This window comes from Phenylobacterium sp. LjRoot97, from assembly GCF_964254345.1.
Classification (GTDB): Bacteria; Pseudomonadota; Alphaproteobacteria; order Caulobacterales; family Caulobacteraceae; genus Phenylobacterium.
On sequence record NZ_CAXUTH020000001.1, the window covers coordinates 2,175,477 to 2,193,521 of the forward strand.

An 18,045-nucleotide genomic window follows, 5' to 3' on the forward strand; every position below is an offset into this window, starting at 1 on the left:
CCTATATCGGCCGCTCGCCCATGAGTATCGATGACACACGACTGAAGCGTTTGAAGTTCCGGGCCTGGCACCGGGGCTTCCGGGAAGCGGACCTCATCCTGGGGCCGTTCGCGGACACCTACGCCCATAAGCTCACGGCCGAGCAGCTCGACGCCCTCGAGGCGCTGATGGAGCAGCCGGACCAGGATCTCTACGAGTGGATCGTCGAGCGCACCCCGACCCCGCCTGAGTTCGACGGTGAAATCATGGGCATGATCAAGACCTTCCGCTTCGAAGCTTTCGAGGCGAGGGGAGGGCCCCGTGGCGGCTGACGGCTTCCGCGCGCCGACGGCGGCGGAGACCCGGCGTATCGCACAGGATCCAGGTCGGCTCGACCTGGTCGGCGCGCCCGAGGGCTTCGACGCCCTGGTCATGGCCGACATCGTCAAGGCCCGCGGCGGCCTGTCGGTGTTCGTCGCCCGCGACGCCTCGCGGCTCTCGGCGTTCGTCGATGCGTTTTCGTTCTTCGCGTCCAGTGTCGAGGTCGTCCGCTTCCCGTCGTGGGACTGCCTGCCCTACGACCGCATCGGGCCCTCAGCCGGCGCCGGCGCCGAGCGGATGACCGCCCTGGCCCGCCTGGCCAAGGGCTTCGACGCCAAGAAGCCGGCGCTGCTGGTCACTACCGTTCCGGCGCTGATCCAGCGCGTGCCGCCGAAGTCGATGGTCGAGGGCGGAGCCTATTCGGCCACGGTCGGCAATGTGGTCGAGATCGCCGATCTCGAGCGCTACTTCGCGATCAACGGCTATCAGCGCGCCTCGACCGTCTCGGAGCGCGGCGAATTCGCGATCCGCGGCGGGGTGATCGACGTCTTTCCGCCCAACGCCGAAGAGCCGGTTCGCCTGGACCTGTTCGGCGACACCCTGGAATCGATCCGGGGCTTCGATCCAGAGACCCAGCGTTCGACCCGGCAACTGAAGGACATCTCGCTGCTGCCGGTCAGCGAGGCGTTGCTGGACAAGGACGCGATCTCGCGATTCCGCCGCGGCTACGTCGAGGCTTTCGGGGCGCCGGGCGGCGATCCGCTCTACGACACCGTCAGCGAGGGCGGCCGCCGCGCCGGCATGGAGCACTGGCTTCCGCTGTTCTACCCGGACATGGCGACGCTGCTGGACTATCTGCCCGCCGACACCCTGATCGCCCTGGACCATCTGGCCGACGGGGCCCGCGACGAGCGTCTCTCGATGATCGAGGACGCCTACGACGCCCGCGCCCAGGCCGACCGCAAGGTGCACTACCGCCCGCTGGAGCCGACGCGGCTCTACATGGACGTCGACGAGTACCGCGAACGGCTGGCGGTTCGGCCGACGCGGCGGTTCTCGGCGTTCCAGGAGGTCGAGGGCGAAACCGTCATCGACATGGGCGCGCGGCTCGGACGGGTGTTTACGGCCGAGCGCCAGCAGGATTCGGTGAACCTGTTCGAAGCGACCGCCGACCACGCCAAGCGACTGGTGGGGGAGGGCAAGCGGGTCCTGTTCGCGTCCTGGTCCGACGGCTCGTCCGACCGCCTCGGGGCGATGCTGGCCGACCACGGCCTCAAGAACATCTCGCTCGCGCCCTACTGGGACGCGGCGCGGTCGGCCGACCCAAAGATCTTCCAGCGCGTGGTGCTGCCGCTGGAGTCGGGGTTTGAGACCGACAAGCTGGCGGTCATTTCCGAAACCGACATCCTCGGCGATCGCCTGGCGCGCCCGCGCCGCCGTCGCCGGGCCGCGAACTTCCTGGCCGAGGCCTCGTCGCTGACGCCAGGCGATCTCGTCGTCCACATCGACCACGGCATCGGCCGCTACGAGGGGCTGAAGACCCTCGACGTCGCCGGCGCCCCGCACGACTGCCTGGAACTGCAGTACGGCGGCGAGGCCAAACTGTATCTGCCGGTCGAGAACATCGATCTGCTCACCCGCTACGGCAGCGACGGCGAGAACGTCCAGCTCGACCGCCTCGGCGGCGCGGCCTGGCAGGCCCGCAAGGCCAAGGCCAAGGAACGCCTGCGCGAGATGGCCATCGGCCTCATCCGCATCGCGGCCGAACGGGCGACCAAGGACACCGACGCGATCACGCCGCCGCACGGGGTGTTCGACGAATTCTGCGCCCGCTTCCCGTACGAGGAGACCGAGGACCAGCTCAACGCCATCGGCGACGTGCTGGAAGACCTGGGCGCCGGCAAGCCGATGGACCGCCTGATCTGCGGCGATGTCGGCTTCGGGAAGACCGAGGTCGCCCTGCGCGCGGCCTTCGTGGTGGCGATGAGCGGCCAGCAGGTCGCAGTGGTCGCGCCGACCACGCTGCTGGCGCGCCAGCACTACAAGACCTTCTCCGAGCGGTTCCAGGGCTGGCCGGTGAAGGTTCGCCGGCTGTCGCGGCTGGTGCCGGCCAAGGAGGCCAGCGAAACCCGCACGGCCCTGGCCAACGGCGAGGTGGAGATCATCGTCGGCACCCACGCGGTTCTCAGCAAGCAGGTCGGCTTCAAGAACCTCGGCCTGGTGATCGTCGACGAGGAGCAGCACTTCGGGGTCAAGCACAAGGAGAAGCTCAAGGAGCTTCGCGCCGACGTGCACATGCTGACCCTGACCGCGACCCCTATCCCGCGCACGCTGCAGATGTCGCTGTCGGGCATCCGCGAGATGTCGATCATCGCCACGCCGCCGGTCGACCGGTTGGCGGTCCGGACCTACATCACGCCGTTCGATCCGGTCGTCATCCGCGAGGCGCTGCTGCGCGAGAAGTACCGCGGCGGCCAAGCCTACTATGTCGCCCCGCGGATCAGCGACCTGCCGGACCTGCAGAAGTTCCTGCGCGAGCAGGTGCCTGAGGTGAAGTTCGTGGTCGGCCACGGCCAAATGGCGCCGACCCAGCTCGAGGAGGTGATGAGCGCCTTCTACGAGGGGCAGTACGACGTGCTGCTGTCGACGACCATCGTCGAGAGCGGCCTCGACATCCCGACCGCCAACACCATGGTCCTGCACCGCGCCGACATGTTCGGCCTGGCGCAGATGTACCAGCTGCGCGGCCGCGTCGGCCGGGCCAAGGCCCGCGCCTACGCCTACCTGACCACGCCGGCCGAGAAGCAGATCACGCTGTCGGCGGAGCGTCGCCTGAAGGTGCTGCAGTCGCTCGACAATCTGGGCGCGGGCTTCCAACTGGCCAGCCACGACCTCGATCAGCGCGGCGGCGGCAACCTGCTGGGCGACGAGCAGTCGGGCCATATCCGCGAGATCGGGGTCGAGCTGTACCAGCAGATGCTGGAAGACGCGGTCAACGAGCTCAAGGAACTGGCCGGCAAGGGCGAGGCGTCCGACCGCGGATGGTCGCCGCAGATCAACACCGGCGCCGCCGTGCTGATCCCCGACGACTACGTGCCGGACCTCAATGTGCGCCTGTCGCTCTATCGACGCCTGTCCGACGCCGAGAAGGCGGGCGACCGCGAAGCGCTGGCCGCCGAGATGATCGACCGCTTCGGTCCGCTGCCGGCGGAAGCGGGTCAGCTGCTCAAGGTAGTGGCCATCAAGGGCATGTGCCGCGAGGCCAATGTCGCCAAGATCGACGTCGGGCCGAAGGGCGCGGTCGTCACCTTCCGTGGCGACGAGTTCAAGAATCCCATGGGTCTGGTCGGCTTCGTGCAGAAGAACCAGGTGGCCTGGAAGATCCGCCCCGACCACAAGGTCGTGGTGAAGGGCGAGTGGGAGACCCCTGAGCAGCGCCTGGCCGCGGCCGAGGGCATCCTCAGCGAACTGGCGAAGCTGGCGGCCTGATCCGTCGATCCGATTGCGATCGTCGCGCCCGCGACTCTCGCAATGGTGGATTGCGGTTTGCCTCTACATCCTGAGCGTATAGAACCCCGCGCCGTAGCGATGATCACTGAACGGTGATCGCAGTCGGGTAAACGCTGCATCGGCAGGTTCGCGCCTGCCGGTGTCGGGGGGGTGAGATGGGTAAGATCGTCCTGTGGGATGGACGGTCGCGTACGCACGCGTCGTTGGACTTAGAGGCTCGACCGGCGGAAGCCGGCACGTCGGAGGATATGCCGACAATCCCGATGGAGCGGCTCGTCGCCGCCGATCCAAGCGGTGGCGGCCGAGTTGCGATCGAACTGCCAGACGGGGTTCGCGCGGACTTGGAGGCGAGCGCGCGCAGCGCCGGCGTGAGCGCCGGTGATGTGGCCAGGGCGATCGGCTTGATTGCGTTGGCGCGGCTGACCGATGTCGATCGGCAGTACGTGGCGTTGGGTGGCGACGAGCGCGGCCGGGACCTGCTGAGCATCGGCGTCGACGAGGCGCGTTCGCTCGGCGAGCAGGCCCAGGCGGTGGCAATCGCGAGGCGGACGCCGACCGGCGACGACGCGTCGCCGCGACTGGCCCTGGATGTCAGGACTGGCGGCTCGGCGCCGTCCGACGCCGAGGGCGGGTTCGATCTGCGCCTGGAGTTCGATCTCGCCGCCTCGCCGGGAACGGTTTCGGTCTTTCATGCCGCGGGCGTGTCGCCGTCACGGGCGTCGGCGATCGCCGAGTTGCTCGTCGCCCTGACGGGACGCCTCTGCGCCTCGCCGTCGGTCCCGACGGCCCAGACCCGGTCCAGCGCGCTGGCGACGCCCGGAGCGCTTCCGGATCCGACTGCGACGCTGACAATCGGCGGCACGGAGCTCGTTCACACCGCGTTCTTGCGAACGGCGCGCGACACGCCCCAGGCCATCGCCCTGCGTCATGGCCGGCTGGCCTACAGCTACGCCCAGGTCGAGGCGCGTTCGAGAGACGTCGCGGCGCGGCTGCATGCGTCGGGTGTCGGGCGAGGCGACCGGGTGGCGATCATCGCCGAACGCGGTCCGGCTTTAATCTGGGCGATCCTTGGGGTCCTGCGCCTGGGCGGGGTGTTCGTGGTGCTCGACAGCGCCTACCCCGAACAGCGCCTCGCCGAGCTGGCGGCGATCGCGGCGGTCGGCGCCGTCATCGGCGCCGCTGACGGCGAGGACGTGAAGGCCCTTGCGGCGCGGATCGCGGCCAGCCGCAGCGTGCCCATCGTCTATCCCGGCCGGGAGTTACTGTCGAAGGGAGAGGGGGCGGGTCTCGACGCCGCCGAGCCGACCGATCCGGCCTATCTGCTGTTCACTTCGGGCAGCACCGGGGTTCCGAAGTGCGTCGCCGTCGGCCACAGGCCGCTGGTGAACTTCGTGACGTGGCAGGCGGCGAGGTTCGAGCTCGGCGCCAGCGACCGGTTCACCATGCTGTCGGGGCTGTCGCACGATCCGCTGCTGCGCGACGTCTTCACGCCGCTTTCGCTCGGCGCCTGCCTGATGATCCCTGAGCAGAGGGCGATCTTCGAGCCGGGCGGCCTGCGGCGTTGGTTCGAGGACGTCCGTCCCACCACCGCGCACATGACGCCGGCCATGGGGCAACTGCTCTGCGCCGGGGCGAAGGCCGAGGCGTTTCCGGGGCTTCGCCACGTGTTCTGGGGTGGGGACCTGCTTCGTCCGGCGCTGCTGACCGAGATCGCCCGCGTCGCCCCTAACGCGGTCAACGTCAATTTCTACGGGTCGACCGAAACGCCGCAGGCCGCAGGCTACTTCGTCTTCGACGGCGACTTCGGCTGGAAGACGGTTCCGGTCGGGCAAGGCTCCGGCGGCTTTCAGCTGTTGATCGTCGATCGTGATCGGCAGCTGAAAGGGATCGGCGAAGTGGGCGAAATCGCCGTCCGCTCGAACCTGCTCAGCCTGGGCTATGTGGTCGGCGGTGAGATCCAGGCCAGCACGAGCGGCGACAGCTATTATACCGGCGACCGCGGCTTCTATCTGCCGAGCGGGGACGTCGTGGTGCTTGGCCGCCAAGACGACCAGATCAAGATCCGCGGCTATCGCGTCGATCTCTCCGAGATCACGGCGGCCCTGCTGGCGCACCGCGATGTCCGGTCCGCCATCGCCCTTGCCGAGGGAGGGGCAGGCGCACCGAGGATCGCGGCGTTCGTGACCTCCGACCGCTCCGACGCGAACCTGCAACAAGACATCCTGCAGTTCCTCGCCGAGCGGCTGCCCAGCTACATGTCGCCGAGCAGTCTCGTGCGACTGGAGGCGATGCCGCTGCTGCCCAACGGGAAGATCGACCGCATGGCGCTGCGGGCCAGCACATCGCCGGCCGAGCCGCCGCCCGAGCCGGCCGGCCGCGCGGCCGGCTCGCCCAAGGAACGGGCGCTGGTCGAGAAGTGGTCCTCGGTGCTCGGACGCCGGGACATCGCCCCGGGTTCGTCGTTCGTGAGCATCGGCGGGGACAGTCTGTCCTATGTGCAGCTCTACCTGGCCACCGAGGAGGTGCTGGGCGTCGTTCCCGACGGCTGGCACCTGATGGCCCTGCGCGACATCGCCGCCACGGCCGCGCCGGCCAAGCGCTTCTTCAGCGACGTCGACACCTCGATGATCATCCGCGCGGTGTCGATCGCACTGGTCGTGGCCGGGCATTTCGCCCTGCTCGACTATGGGGGCGGGGCGACGAGCGCGCTGTTCCTGGTGTCCGGGTTCATGATCGGCGGCCATCAGCTGTGGGAGGTGTTCGAAAAGAAGAGCGCCAAGCCCATCCTCAAGATGTTGCTCAACGTCACGATCCCGGTGGCGCTGTTCTCCTATGCCCTGTTCTTCGCCAAGGTGCTGGCCGGGCAGGAGGCCTCGTGGTCGCTGGCCTTCTTCTACAAGAACTTCCTGGCCTACACCCCGAGCGAGAAGCAGTTCTTCCTCTGGTACATCCACTGCATGATGCAGATGCTGGCCATCCTGTATCTATCGGTGCTGCTGATGGGGCAACGGCGCCTGGAGCCGGACCGGAAATGGTCGTTCCTGGCGGCGTCGTTCGCAATCGCCTGCGTGTTCCGGTTCGTGGTCCCGTTCCTGATCTATCCCGACTACCCCGAAGCGACGTCGGATCCGCTGCTGGTCGTGAACCTGCTGCCGACCACCCACTATGCGACGTTGATCCTGGGGGCGATGGCGGCCTGTGCGGACACGCCGCGCCGGCGTTTGGCGGCGATGGTGTCGGCCCTGGCCTATGCCGCGGCGACCTACTTCACGCTCGAGGTCATGAGCTGGCTGTTCATCCTGGCCTCGGCCTTCACCTTGCTGTTCGTGCGCCGGCTGCCGGTGCTGAAGCCGTTCGGGCGGGCGATCTTCCTGCTGTCGGGCGGATCGCTGTTCATCTACCTGACCCACTACCACGTCCGGGTCGTCCTCAACGCGGTGGGCGCGCCAAACTGGCCGCTGCTGCAGGTGGCCTGCGCGCTGGTCGGGGGAATCCTGGTCTGGGTCGCCTGGAACAAGGCCCAGGCGGTGAGCGCGCGGCTGCGTAGCTCAGCCCCGGTCGCGGTGGAGGCCGCCGGCTAGCTCGCCTTCTGGTGTGCCCTGGCCGCGGCTTCTTCGAGCGCCTTGCCGACGTTCTCGGGCGAGGTGACTTCGGCCACGCCGATGTCGAAGTCGACCACGAACGGCGGCTGGCCGTCGCCGGCTTCGAAGGCGGTGCAGCCGATGACGGCGGCGATCCGCTCGCCGGCGGCGCGCGCGGCGGCCTTGCCGGTGGCGGGCAGGGCGAGGGCGAAGACCTCCTGGCCCAGGCGCGCGGCGGTGTCCTCGACGCGGACCAGGCGGCCGATCATCGAGCCGATCTGCGGGATCGCCCGATCCAACCAACCGCCGGCGCGGGCGGCTGAGACGTCGGTGCGCTCGGCGACCTTGAGCACGCAGACCGACAGCGGACGGCCGCGGGCGCGTGACGCCTGGGCCAGGCGTCCGACGTGGCGGGCGAAGAGATCGCGGGTGAAGAGCCCGGTGGCGGCGTCCATCAGGCCGGAGGTGCGCGCCATCTCCAGCGCACGTCGGATCGCGGTCTGGCGACGATAGCTGCGCGCCAGTTCGAGCACGCGGCGGGCGGTTTCGGTTTCCGGGGTCTCGGGCGAGGCGACGTCGGAGACGCCGCGATGGTAGGCCTCCGACATCGTCACATAGCTCTCCTGGCGCATGTAGAGCAGCGCAGGCGTGTGGTAGAGGCGGGTGTTGCGGCGCATGCCGGCGGCGATGGACAGCGCTTCCTGGCTGGTGTCGCCGGCCCACAGCACCACGGCGTCGAACGGGCGCTCATGCAGGTAGTCGAAGGCGGTGTAGGCGGTGAACGCGCCCACCACCTCCGCGCCCGACCGGGTCAGGGCGTTGGCCAGGGCCAGGAACTGCGGCGCCGGCTCGCCGATCGCCAGCACGTGGTAGGGCGTGGGGTCCGGCTCGGGCATGTCCAGCCGGCGGCCGCGCTCGGCGAAGGTCTCGAGCCGCAGCTCGAACTCTTCCTCGGCGACGGCGGTGCGGACCAGGGTTTCCAGCCGCATGACCATCTGGGCCGGATGCACCGGCGCGGCGAGGGTCAGGTCGAAATCGTAGGTGTCGAGCTCGGGGCCCGGATCGCCGATGGCCACCACCGGCAGGCGGCGCGGGGCGCAGGCGGCCTTCAGGCGCCGCGCCATGGTCAGCGCCTCATGGCCGCCGCTGGCGAGATCGACGATGGCGGCTTCGACATTGAGGTCGGCCAGCGCGGCGACGGCGGCGTAGGGGCCGCGGGCCGTCACTGTACGCCAGCCGAGGCGGTCGAGCCCCTCGGCCAGCGGCCCGGCGACCGCGTCGTCCCGTGCAACGATCAAGACTCGCGCCTGGACGCCCGCCGTCATTCGCTTAAACCCTGGCCTCTCGGTCGCGCGCCCGCCCAGGCTGGGCGGGAATCGACGTGCGCAACAACTATACAGCCGCAAGGCGAATGGCACAGCGACGCCGAGTCGCAAGCCTGTGGAGGAGAGACAGGATGGAGCAGACGCTGAAGGGCCGCGTGGCCGTGATCACCGGCGCGTCGGGCGGGCTGGGCGCGCATTTCGCGCGGGTGCTGGCGCAGGCCGGAGCCTCTGTGGCGCTGACGGCGCGCCGGCTGGACCTGGTCGAGAGCCACGCCGGCGCGATCGCCGGCGACGGCGGCCAGGCGATGGCGCTGAAGCTGGATGTCGCCGACGCCGCGGCGATCGGGCCGGCCTTCGACGAGGTCGAGGCGGCGCTGGGGCCGATCTCGATCCTGGTCAACAACGCCGGGGTCGGCGGCGAAGGCTTGGCGCTGGATCTGTCGATCGAAGACTGGGACCGGACCTTCGACGTCAACGTCCGTGGCGTGTTCTTCGCCGCCCAGCAGGCGGCCAAGCGGATGATCGCCTCGGGCGTCGCCGAGCGGGGCGAGGCGCGCATCGTCAACATCGCCTCGATCGCCTCGCACACGGTGCTGCCGGGCCTGTCGGCCTACTGCGCCTCGAAGGCGTCGGTGGCGATGCTGACCCGTAGCCTGGCCCGCGAGTGGGCGCGCAAGGGCGTCGCGGTCAACGCCATCTGCCCCGGCTACATCGAGACCGACATCAATTCCGACTGGTTCAAGACTGAGGGCGGGCTGAAGCAGATGAAGGCCTTCCCGCGTCGGCGGCTGATGGAGGCGGGGGACCTGGACGCCTCGCTGCTGATGCTGAGCGGCCCGGCGGCGCGGGCCATCACCGGCACAGTGATCACCGTCGACGACGGCCAGTCGCTGCCGGGCGGCGGCTGAGGCGGTTGGCTGACGGCGCGTCATGGCCGCTAGGTTTGGCCCAACGAAACAGGGAGACGTCGCATGGGTAAGGGACCGCTTTCAGGGCTGAAGGTCATCGAGTTCGCCGGAATCGGCCCGGGTCCGTTCTGCGGCATGCTGCTGTCCGACCTCGGCGCCGACGTCGTGCGGATCGACCGCAAGGGGCAGGGGCGCTCGTCGCCGGCCGACATCACCAGCCGCGGCCGCCGTTCGATCGGGCTCGACCTCAAGAACCCGGCGGCGATCGAGACCTGCCTGAAGCTGATGGAGAGCGCGGACGCGGTGTTCGAAGGCTTCCGGCCGGGCGTCATGGAGCGCCTGGGCCTGGGCCCCGACGTCGCCCTGAAGCGCAATCCTAAGCTGGTCTACGGCCGCATGACCGGCTGGGGACAGACCGGGCCCTACGCCAACGCCGCCGGCCACGACATGAACTACATCGCCATCACCGGGGCGCTGCACGCGATCGGCACCAACGACAAGCCGATCCCGCCGCTGAACCTGGTCGGCGACTTCGGGGGCGGGGCGCTCTACCTGGCCTTCGGTCTGCTGGCCGGGGTGCTGAACGCGCGGGCGACCGGCGAGGGCCAGGTCATCGACTGCGCGATGAGCGACGGCGCGGCCTCGTTGATGTCGATGTTCTACGGCTTCAAGGCCAGCGGCATGTGGAAGGAAGAGCGGCGGGCCAACCTGCTCGACGGCGGCGCGCACTTCTACGACACCTACCAGTGCGCCGACGGCAAGTGGATCTCGATCGGTTCGATCGAGCCGCAGTTCTACGCGCTGCTGCTGGAGAAGACCGGGATCAACGACCCGGCCTTCGCCGCCCAGATGGACCGCGGCGCGTGGAACGACCTGCGCGACAAGCTGGCCCACGTGATCGCTCAGAAGACCCAGGCCGAATGGTGCGAGATCATGGACGCCACCGACGTCTGCTTCGCGCCGGTGCTCGACCTCGATGCGGCGCCCAAGCACCCGCACAACGTCGCGCGGCAGACCTTCGTGGAACTGGGCGGGGTGGTGCAGCCGGCGCCGGCGCCGCGCTTCTCGGCCACGCCCGGCGAGATCCAGGGCCCGCCGCCGGCCATCGGGGCCCACGACCGCGAGGCGCTGGGCGACTGGGGCTTCTCGGCCGCGGCGATCGACGAGCTGAAGGCGGCCGGCGCGCTCGCCGGATAACATGGCCAGATAACAGAAAGGCCCCGAAGCTCGCGCTTCGGGGCCTCGTTCGCCACGCCTGGGGCGAAGCTTATTTTTCCGGCGCGCTGATGGTCTTCAGCTCGGTCACCGAGGCCTTCTGAGCCGCGTGCTCGTCGGCCGGCAGCGGGATCAGGCCGCGCTGCTGCAGATAGCCGCCCTTGCCGGTCGCGGCGTCAGAGACGAACGCGTTGACGTATTCGCGCAGGCCCGGAATGACGCCGACATTGGCCTTCTTCACGTAGATGTAGAGCGAGCGCGACACCGGATAGGTGCCGTTCGAGATGGTTTCGAAGGTCGGGGCGATGCCGTCGACCGTCGCGGCCTTCACCGTGTCGAGGTTGTTCTCGAGGAACGAGTAGCCGAACACGCCGATGGCGTTCGGGGTCTTGGTCAGGGTCTGGACGATGGCGTTGTCGTTCTCGCCGGCGTCGACCCACGCGCCGTCCGAGCGGATCGTGTGAGCCTTGGCCTTGAAGGCGTCTTCGTCCTTCTCGCGCAGGGCTTCGAGGGCGGGCAGCTTGCGGGCGCCCTTTTCCAGGCCCAGTTCGACGAAGGCGTCGCGGGTGCCCGAGGTCGGCGGCGGACCGTAGACCAGGATCGACTGGGCCGGCAGGCCGGCGTCGACGTCCTTCCAGGACTTGGCGGTGTTCTTGGCGAAGCCGTCGCCCTGCGGCAGCTCGGCGGCCAGACCGCGATAGACCTGCTCGATCTTGAAGTTGTAGACAGGGCCGCCCTTGGCGTTGGCGATCACGATGCCGTCAAAGCCGATCTTGATCTCGACGATGTCGGTGACGCCGTTGGCGGCGCACTGCTCGAACTCCGACTTCTTGATCGGGCGCGAGGCATTGGCGATGTCGGGGAAGCCCGCGCCGGTGCCGCTGCAGAACAGCTTGAAGCCGCCGCCGGTGCCGAGGCTTTCGACCTTGGCCGGGCGTCCGCCCGTGGTCTTGGCGACGTTCTCGGCGACGCGGGTCGCGAACGGGAACACGGTCGAGGAACCCGCGGCCCACACTTGATCGCGGCCGCTGGCGCTGGGCCCCGCGGCCTTTTCGGCTCCGCCCTTAGGGGCTTGCTGGCCGCACGCGCTGAGCGCGACGGCGGCGACGGCGAGATAGGCGAAAGTCTTCATGATCTGGCTCCGCTCCGGTACGGCAGAGGCGCTAACATTGTTGTTTGACGGTTCTGTGAAGGTTGGATGACGAACGCGTTCGAGCTGAACAGGTTCTACGAACTGCGTTCAGCGGGGGTTCAGGCCGCGCAGCCCATCCTTGGCCACGGTCGGTCGTCGTCACTCCCGTCCCTCGATACGGCGACCGGCCCGATGGCATGACACGCCCATCGGCGGCGCGTCGGTCCCCCAGCAAGGGCCGGCGCGCCGTTCGGCGTGGGAAGATCATCGCTTGCGCCGCGAGGCGAGCTTCAGCACCTTCCGCGCCATGTCGCTTAGGCAACGAATCCTGCGCGTGCGGGAGATGGACTGGGATCCCTCGCATTGGCTGCGTCTGGCGGTCCTGATCATGGGGCGCGCGCTCCGCCGTCTCTGGGGGCGGGACGTCATGCTCTACACGGGCGGGGTCTCGTTCTTCATCATGCTCGCGGTGTTCCCGGCGCTGGCGATCGGCATCGGGCTCTACAGTCTGCTGGCCGATCCGAACGAGGTGGCGCACCAGGCCGAGGCCCTGGCCCGGCTGATGCCGTCTGGCGCGCAGGCGATCTTCCAGGCCGAACTTGAGCGCCTGGCGCAGACTCCGTTCCACTCGGTGTCGGCGCAGAGCGGGGTGGCGCTGGTGGTCGGCGGCTACGCGGCGCACCGCGGCTTCAAGGCGCTGCTGGCCGGATTGTCATTCATCCACGACGAAGAAGCGCCGCGGGGTTTTCTCAGCTTCAACCTGCTGGCGCTGGCCGTGCTGTTCGCCGCGTTCGCGATGCTGGCCTTCTTCTCGGCCATTTTCTTCTACTTCCGCTTCATCGCCGCCGCCTTCGGACTCAAGCCGATGGCCGGGGTGCCCTGGCTCTACAGCGAATGGACCTGGGCCAGTTTCGGCCTGACCTTCGCGATGACGCTGATCTACCGGTTCGCGATGTCCAGCCGGCCGGTCGCGTGGCTGCCGTCGATCCTCGGCGGGGTTTCGGCGGCGATCCTCTGCCTGATGGTGTCGTGGGCCAGCGCCTTCTATGTCGAGCAGGTGGCGCACCTGGGCGCGACCTACGGCTCGGTCGCGGCGGTCGTGGTGTTCCTGATCTGGCTGTCGTGGAGCGTCAACGCGGTATTCTTCGGCGGCGCCTTCGCGACCGAGATCGAGGCCGTGCTGCGCGAGCGCGAGCGGCGCGTCGCCTGCGAGGCCGCTACGCCGGATCTGGCCGCGCCACGAGAAAACTGAGCACGCCGTCACGCTCGTCGGTCTCGACGACGACGAAGCCCGCGCCGTTTGCGAAGTGCGGGACGTCAATCCTGGCCAGCGGATCATCGGCCAGCAGCCGTACCTTCACGCCCGGCCGGGCGTCTTCCAGTGCGCGCCGCAGCCGCAGGGTCGGCACCGGGCAGCGGTGGCCGCGGGCGTCAACGGTGATCTCGTCGGTAAACATCTTGTGCGGCCATACAGCCAGAAGGGCATGAACCCAAGCGGCGCCGTCGCGTTGTCGCTCACTTACGCCGAACGACGGGGGGAGGGCGCATGACCGGCAGCTTCACAACCAACGTACCTGCGCGGCTCGACCGCCTGCCCTGGAGCCGCTTCCACTGGCTGGTGGTCGCCGCGTTGGGGATCACCTGGATCCTCGACGGGCTGGAGGTGACGCTGGTGGGGTCGCTGTCGCCGGCGATCTCGGAAGGGCTTGGCCTCACCACCACTCAGATCGGCCTGTCAGGCAGCGCCTACATCCTGGGCGCGGTGCTGGGCGCGCTGGTGTTCGGGCGTCTGACCGACACCTTCGGGCGGCGGCGGCTCTTCACGATCACGGTGGGCGTCTATCTGCTGGCGACGATCGCCACCGGGTTCGCCTGGGACTTCTGGTCGTTCATGTTGTTCCGGTTCCTGACCGGCGCCGGTATCGGCGGCGAGTACGGGGCGGTGAACTCGGCCATCCAGGAACTGATCCCGGCGCGGCGGCGCGGCTACACCGACCTGGCCATCAACGGCAGCTTCTGGCTCGGCGCGGCCCTGGGGGCGATGGGCTCGCTGATCGTGCTCGACCCGAACCTCGTCGACCAGGCCTGGGGCTGGCGGCTGGCCTTCATCATCGGCGGCCTGCTGGCGCTGATCGTCATCTGGGTCCGCCGCTACATCCCCGAAAGCCCGCGCTGGCTGATGACCCACGGCCACCCCGAGGAGGCGCTGGCGGTCGTCGAGGCGATCGAGGCGCGGATCGAGCGCGACACCGGCCGGTCGCTGGGCCCGACCAGCGAACTGCCGACCCTGCGACTGCGGCCGATGCGGACCTCGTGGTTCGACATCGCCCGTTCGTTGGTCGTGCGCCACCCGAAGCGCACGGTCCTCGGCTTGGTGCTGATGGCCACCCAGGCCTTCTGCTACAACGCGATCTTCTTCACCTACGCGCTGATCCTGACCAAGTTCTACGAGGTGCCGGCCGCCTCGATCGGCTGGTTCATCCTGCCCTTCGCGGCCGGGAACTTCCTGGGCCCGCTGCTGCTGGGCCACTTCTTCGACAGCGTCGGGCGCAAGCCGATGATCGCGCTGACCTACGGGCTGGCGGGCGCGCTGCTGTGCGCCACCGGCTGGATGTTCTCGGCCGGGTTGCTGACCGCCACGACGCAGACGGCGGCCTGGACGGTGATCTTCTTCTTCGCGTCCGCCGGAGCGAGCGCCGCCTACCTGACGGTGGGCGAGAGCTTCCCGCTGGAGACGCGGGCGGTGACCATCTCGCTGTTCTATGCGTTCGGTACGCTGCTGGGCGGGGTCGGCGGACCGGCGCTGTTCGGCGCGCTGATCGACAGCGGCGAACGCGGCCAGATCTTCTGGGGCTACCTGCTGGGCGGCGTGCTGATGTTGAGCGCAGCGGTCGTGGAGCTGTTCCTGGGCGTCGCCGCCGAGCGCAAGCCGTTGGAGGAGATCGCCCCGCCTCTGTCGGTGATCGACGACGTGCCCTAGGCGGGCCAGATCGCGGGCGCAGTGCCCAGCGGCGTCGTCGGCCGCGCCCATCGCGCCGGCGTCGCTGACATCTGCACGGGCGGCCGCAGGTGGCGCACGCCGCCGAAGCCGGAGGGCGAGTCGATCCGCCAGCTGTCGATCTCGGCGGGTGTGGCGATTTGAATGGCGGCGAGGTCGTCCGGGGACTTCAGGCCCAGGCCGCGGAGCCAGGCCGCCGTCTGGACGAGCGATACGCGGACCAGATAGCTGCCGCCATAGCGGGCCCTCCGCTCCAGCGCGACCAGCGTCCCGAAGGCGGCGAGGAATCCTGTCGTGTAGTCGGCGACCGCCGCCGGCTGAAGCTTGGGCGGGCCGTCGCCGCCGTGAATGTCCGCCATGCCGGTGACCGTCTGGGCCAGCTGCTCCCAGCCTGGCCGGTTGGCCCAGGGGCCTTCGTGGCCATAGGCGTTGATCGAGGTGTAGACGATCCCGGGCCGCAGCTTGGCGAGGTCGAGCGGGCCAAGGCCCAGCCGCTCCAGCGCGCCCAGACGGTAGCCCTGGCTGAACACGTCGGCCTGGGCGACCAGCGCCTTCAACTGGGCGAGCTGCGCCGCGTCCTTCAGGTCGAGCCAGGCCGAGAGCTTGCCGTGGCCGACGTCGCTGATGAAGAACTCGGTGGCCGGCAGGTTGGGCGAGGCGACGTAGAGGACGTCGGCGCCATGTTGGGCCAAGGTCTTGCCGCAGGTCGGGCCGGCCAGCACGCGGGTCAGGTCCAGGACACGGACGCCCGAAAGCGGCGCCTCTACTTGACCGGGCAAGGGCATGGGCGGGCCGTCGGCGATCTTCACGACCTCGACGACCGGCCGGGCGGCGAGGGTGCGTCCCTGCTCGGAGGCGTCCCATTCCTCGGCGGCGCGGACCATGGCGCCGCAGACGCCGGCGTCCGCGATCGCGTTTTCCAGGTCGAGCGCGTTCCACTTCAGCGCCTGCGCGGCGACCGCGGCGGTGTCGGCCGGCGAGCCCATCAGGCGGTGCAGCTTGGCGGCGCTGGCCGGGAAGCTGGGATGCAGGAAGACGTGGCGACCGTCCTTGGTCGGGAAAAATCCCATCGCCGGAGTGCCGCGTCCGCCGCCGCCGGCGTCTTCGGGGCGCTGGGGCGGCGCGCGGTCGGGGTCTTCGAAGACCTGCAGGGCGAAGCTGATCAGGGATGCGCCGGCCTCGCGGGGCGAGACGCTCACCTGCTGCGTCTGGCCCGAGCGCAGGGTCCAGAGGTCGGCGGCCAGCGTCCCGACAGCGGCGAGCGCTGCGGCGGCGCCAGCCTCGGCCTGGAAGCGTGTGGCCATGGCCGCCGGCTGATCCTCGATGTGGACGAAGTCAGGCCTGGGCCGACCCGCCAACCGCATCAGCTGTTCGAACGCATGATCGGCCGTGGTCATCGGCTGTCCCCCGTGTCGTCAGTCAGCGAAGACCAGTTCGGCGGTGGCGGCGGGCAGGACCCGAAACTCGCCGGCGGCCAGGTCGTCGGGCAGGGCGAGCCCGCCGATCCGGTCGCGGTGCAGAGCGTTTACGTGGTTGCCGACCGCGGCGAACATCCGCCGGACCTGATGATAGCGACCCTCTTCGATGATCAGCCGGGCCTGACGTTCGCCGAGCGGCTCGAGGATCGCCGGCAGCAAAGGCTTTTCCTCGCCTTCGAGCATCAACGTCCCGGCGGCGAAGATCTCGCCCTCGTGGCCTTCCAGCGGGCGGTCCAACTCCGCGACGTAGCTCTTCTTCACATGACGGCGCGGGGAGATCACCCGGTGCAGGAAGTCGCCGTTGTCGGTGATCAGCAGCAGGCCGGAGGTCTCCTTGTCGAGCCGGCCGACGGTCGAAAGGGCGGGATCGCGCACCCGCCAACGCGGCGGCAGGAGGTCGTAGACCCGGTCGCCATACTCCTTGTGCGAGCAGACCACGCCGAGCGGCTTGTGCATCATCACCACCATCGGCGGCGGCGGATCGACGGGCTTGCCCATGATCCGCATGCGTTCGGGCAGATCCGCGCCGATGGCGATCCGCGCCCCGGCGTCGGTCAGCGCCACGCCGTCCAGGATGACTTCGCCGGCGGCGACGAGGCCGTGCATCTCCTTGCGGCTACCGTAGCCCAGATTGGACAGCAGCCGGTCGAGCCGCATGGTCGGCGTCTTGCTCATTTGCGCGCCTCGTAGATCTTGAAGCCGCCGCCGTCGGCGACCGGCGTCACCGCCTTGAAGGCCTCGGCCAGCGCCGCTTCGTAGGGCAGGTGCCGGTTCGCGGTCAGCCAGAGCCGGCCTCCGGTCCGCAGGCTGTCGGCCGCGGCGCGGATGAAGGCCTGGCCCAGGCGCCGGTCTTCCTGGCCGCCGTCGTGGAAGGGGGGGTTCATGACCACGAAGTCGAGGTTCGACAGGTCCTTGGCCGCGGTCCGGACGTCGGCCCAGACGAATTTCGCCCGCGGATCGACGACATTGTGCTCGGCGCATTCGACGGCGCGGCGATCGAGATCGATCAGCGTCAGGGCGGTGACCGCGGGCGAGGTCAGCGCTGCGCGCGACAGCCAGCCGACGCCGCAGCCGAAGTCCGCGCCCGCGCCGGACAGCGCTGGAAGGTGCTGGAGCAGCAGGTCGCTGCCGGAATCCAGACGGTCCCAGCTGAACATGCCCGGCTGCGACCAGAGCCCGCTGGGCAGGATGCGGGGCGCGCCGTCGGCGATGGCGGCGGCGAGGTCGAGAGAGACGTCCGGGCGCTCGACCTCGCAGATCCGATGGTGGCGGCGGGAGGTCTCGGCGACCTCGCAGCCGAGCGCGGTGAGGGTCTTCTTCAGGCGAAGTCCGCCGCGGTCCTTCGGCGCGGCGGCGGTCAGCGCGCCGCCGGGGCGCAGCACGCGCAGAGCCTGGGCCAGCAGATAGCGGGCCTCGATGGCGCCGCCCGGCACGAGCAGCGCCAGTTCGTCCTGGCTGGCGTCGGCCAGGCCCGCGATGTCCGTGGAGCCCGGGATCAGCGGCGAGAGCTGGGCGGCCCCAGGGGGCGTCTCGATGACGTCGGAGGGCGGATTTCCGTAGACGGCTGAAGGCAATGGCTGGGTCCGGGGAGCGTCGAA

Annotated in this window: 13 protein-coding genes; 7 read left to right on the forward strand and 6 right to left on the reverse strand. The window is 69.4% G+C overall.

Annotated features, from left to right (window positions below; genetic code table 11):
* The first annotated feature begins 20 nt into the window (after positions 1 to 20).
* The 3 genes from ACSQ2H_RS10910 to ACSQ2H_RS10920 all read left to right on the forward strand — a co-directional run bounded on the left by ACSQ2H_RS10910 (position 21) and on the right by ACSQ2H_RS10920 (position 7,391).
* On the forward strand, positions 21 to 311 hold the full coding sequence (locus tag ACSQ2H_RS10910; protein WP_436061416.1) for a succinate dehydrogenase assembly factor 2: 291 nt from the start codon (positions 21 to 23) through the stop codon (positions 309 to 311).
* Between the two features lie 37 nt (positions 312 to 348).
* Positions 349 to 3,789, forward strand: coding sequence for a transcription-repair coupling factor (mfd, locus tag ACSQ2H_RS10915; RefSeq protein ID WP_436063562.1), 3,441 nt, complete (start codon positions 349 to 351; stop codon positions 3,787 to 3,789).
* 269 nt (positions 3,790 to 4,058) lie between these two features.
* Complete coding sequence (locus tag ACSQ2H_RS10920) at positions 4,059 to 7,391, forward strand: AMP-binding protein (RefSeq protein WP_436061417.1); 3,333 nt, start codon at positions 4,059 to 4,061, stop codon at positions 7,389 to 7,391.
* Here ACSQ2H_RS10920 and ACSQ2H_RS10925 read toward each other — a convergent pair.
* The gene (locus ACSQ2H_RS10925) at positions 7,388 to 8,716 is read right to left on the reverse strand and encodes a diguanylate cyclase domain-containing protein (protein ID WP_436061418.1); all 1,329 of its coding nucleotides are present in this window, start codon (positions 8,714 to 8,716) and stop codon (positions 7,388 to 7,390) included. The two genes, ACSQ2H_RS10920 and ACSQ2H_RS10925, sit on opposite strands and share 4 nt — an antisense overlap.
* Before the next feature lie 131 nt (positions 8,717 to 8,847).
* Here ACSQ2H_RS10925 and ACSQ2H_RS10930 point away from each other — a divergent pair, with 131 nt between their 5' ends.
* Positions 8,848 to 9,624 carry an SDR family NAD(P)-dependent oxidoreductase gene (locus ACSQ2H_RS10930; RefSeq protein ID WP_436061419.1) on the forward strand — a complete coding sequence of 259 codons (777 nt, stop codon included), beginning with the start codon at positions 8,848 to 8,850 and terminating at the stop codon, positions 9,622 to 9,624.
* A gap of 63 nt (positions 9,625 to 9,687) precedes the next feature.
* A complete protein-coding gene (locus ACSQ2H_RS10935) occupies positions 9,688 to 10,821 on the forward strand; it encodes a CaiB/BaiF CoA transferase family protein (protein WP_436061420.1) in 1,134 nt (377 codons plus the stop codon).
* A gap of 70 nt (positions 10,822 to 10,891) precedes the next feature.
* On the opposite strand, the gene ACSQ2H_RS10940 is transcribed toward ACSQ2H_RS10935, so the two are convergent.
* Positions 10,892 to 11,971, reverse strand: coding sequence for a substrate-binding domain-containing protein (locus ACSQ2H_RS10940; RefSeq protein ID WP_436061421.1), 1,080 nt, complete (start codon positions 11,969 to 11,971; stop codon positions 10,892 to 10,894).
* A gap of 343 nt (positions 11,972 to 12,314) precedes the next feature.
* On the opposite strand from ACSQ2H_RS10940, the gene ACSQ2H_RS10945 reads away from it, so the two are divergent.
* Positions 12,315 to 13,223 (forward strand): YihY/virulence factor BrkB family protein, encoded by a 909-nt coding sequence (locus ACSQ2H_RS10945; protein WP_436061422.1) that lies wholly within the window; start codon positions 12,315 to 12,317, stop codon positions 13,221 to 13,223.
* Here ACSQ2H_RS10945 and ACSQ2H_RS10950 read toward each other — a convergent pair.
* Positions 13,189 to 13,428 carry a sulfurtransferase TusA family protein gene (locus ACSQ2H_RS10950; protein ID WP_436061423.1) on the reverse strand — a complete coding sequence of 80 codons (240 nt, stop codon included), beginning with the start codon at positions 13,426 to 13,428 and terminating at the stop codon, positions 13,189 to 13,191. The genes ACSQ2H_RS10945 and ACSQ2H_RS10950 overlap by 35 nt on opposite strands.
* An 89-nt stretch (positions 13,429 to 13,517) precedes the next feature.
* Between ACSQ2H_RS10950 and ACSQ2H_RS10955 the strand changes: the two genes are divergently transcribed.
* Entirely contained in the window at positions 13,518 to 14,951 is a 1,434-nt protein-coding gene (locus ACSQ2H_RS10955; RefSeq protein ID WP_436061424.1) for an MFS transporter, read from the forward strand.
* On the opposite strand, the gene ACSQ2H_RS10960 is transcribed toward ACSQ2H_RS10955, so the two are convergent.
* Genes ACSQ2H_RS10960 through ACSQ2H_RS10970 form a run of 3 tightly spaced genes read right to left on the reverse strand, consistent with a single transcriptional unit; the run spans position 14,948 to position 18,021 of the window.
* The gene (locus ACSQ2H_RS10960) at positions 14,948 to 16,366 is read right to left on the reverse strand and encodes a CoA transferase (RefSeq protein ID WP_436061425.1); all 1,419 of its coding nucleotides are present in this window, start codon (positions 16,364 to 16,366) and stop codon (positions 14,948 to 14,950) included. The two genes, ACSQ2H_RS10955 and ACSQ2H_RS10960, sit on opposite strands and share 4 nt — an antisense overlap.
* An 18-nt stretch (positions 16,367 to 16,384) precedes the next feature.
* A complete protein-coding gene (locus ACSQ2H_RS10965; protein WP_436061426.1) occupies positions 16,385 to 17,122 on the reverse strand; it encodes a 16S rRNA pseudouridine(516) synthase in 738 nt (245 codons plus the stop codon).
* A complete protein-coding gene (locus ACSQ2H_RS10970) occupies positions 17,119 to 18,021 on the reverse strand; it encodes a class I SAM-dependent methyltransferase (protein ID WP_436061427.1) in 903 nt (300 codons plus the stop codon). Before ACSQ2H_RS10970 ends, ACSQ2H_RS10965 begins: the two co-directional genes overlap by 4 nt.
* Positions 18,022 to 18,045: the final 24 nt, after the last annotated feature.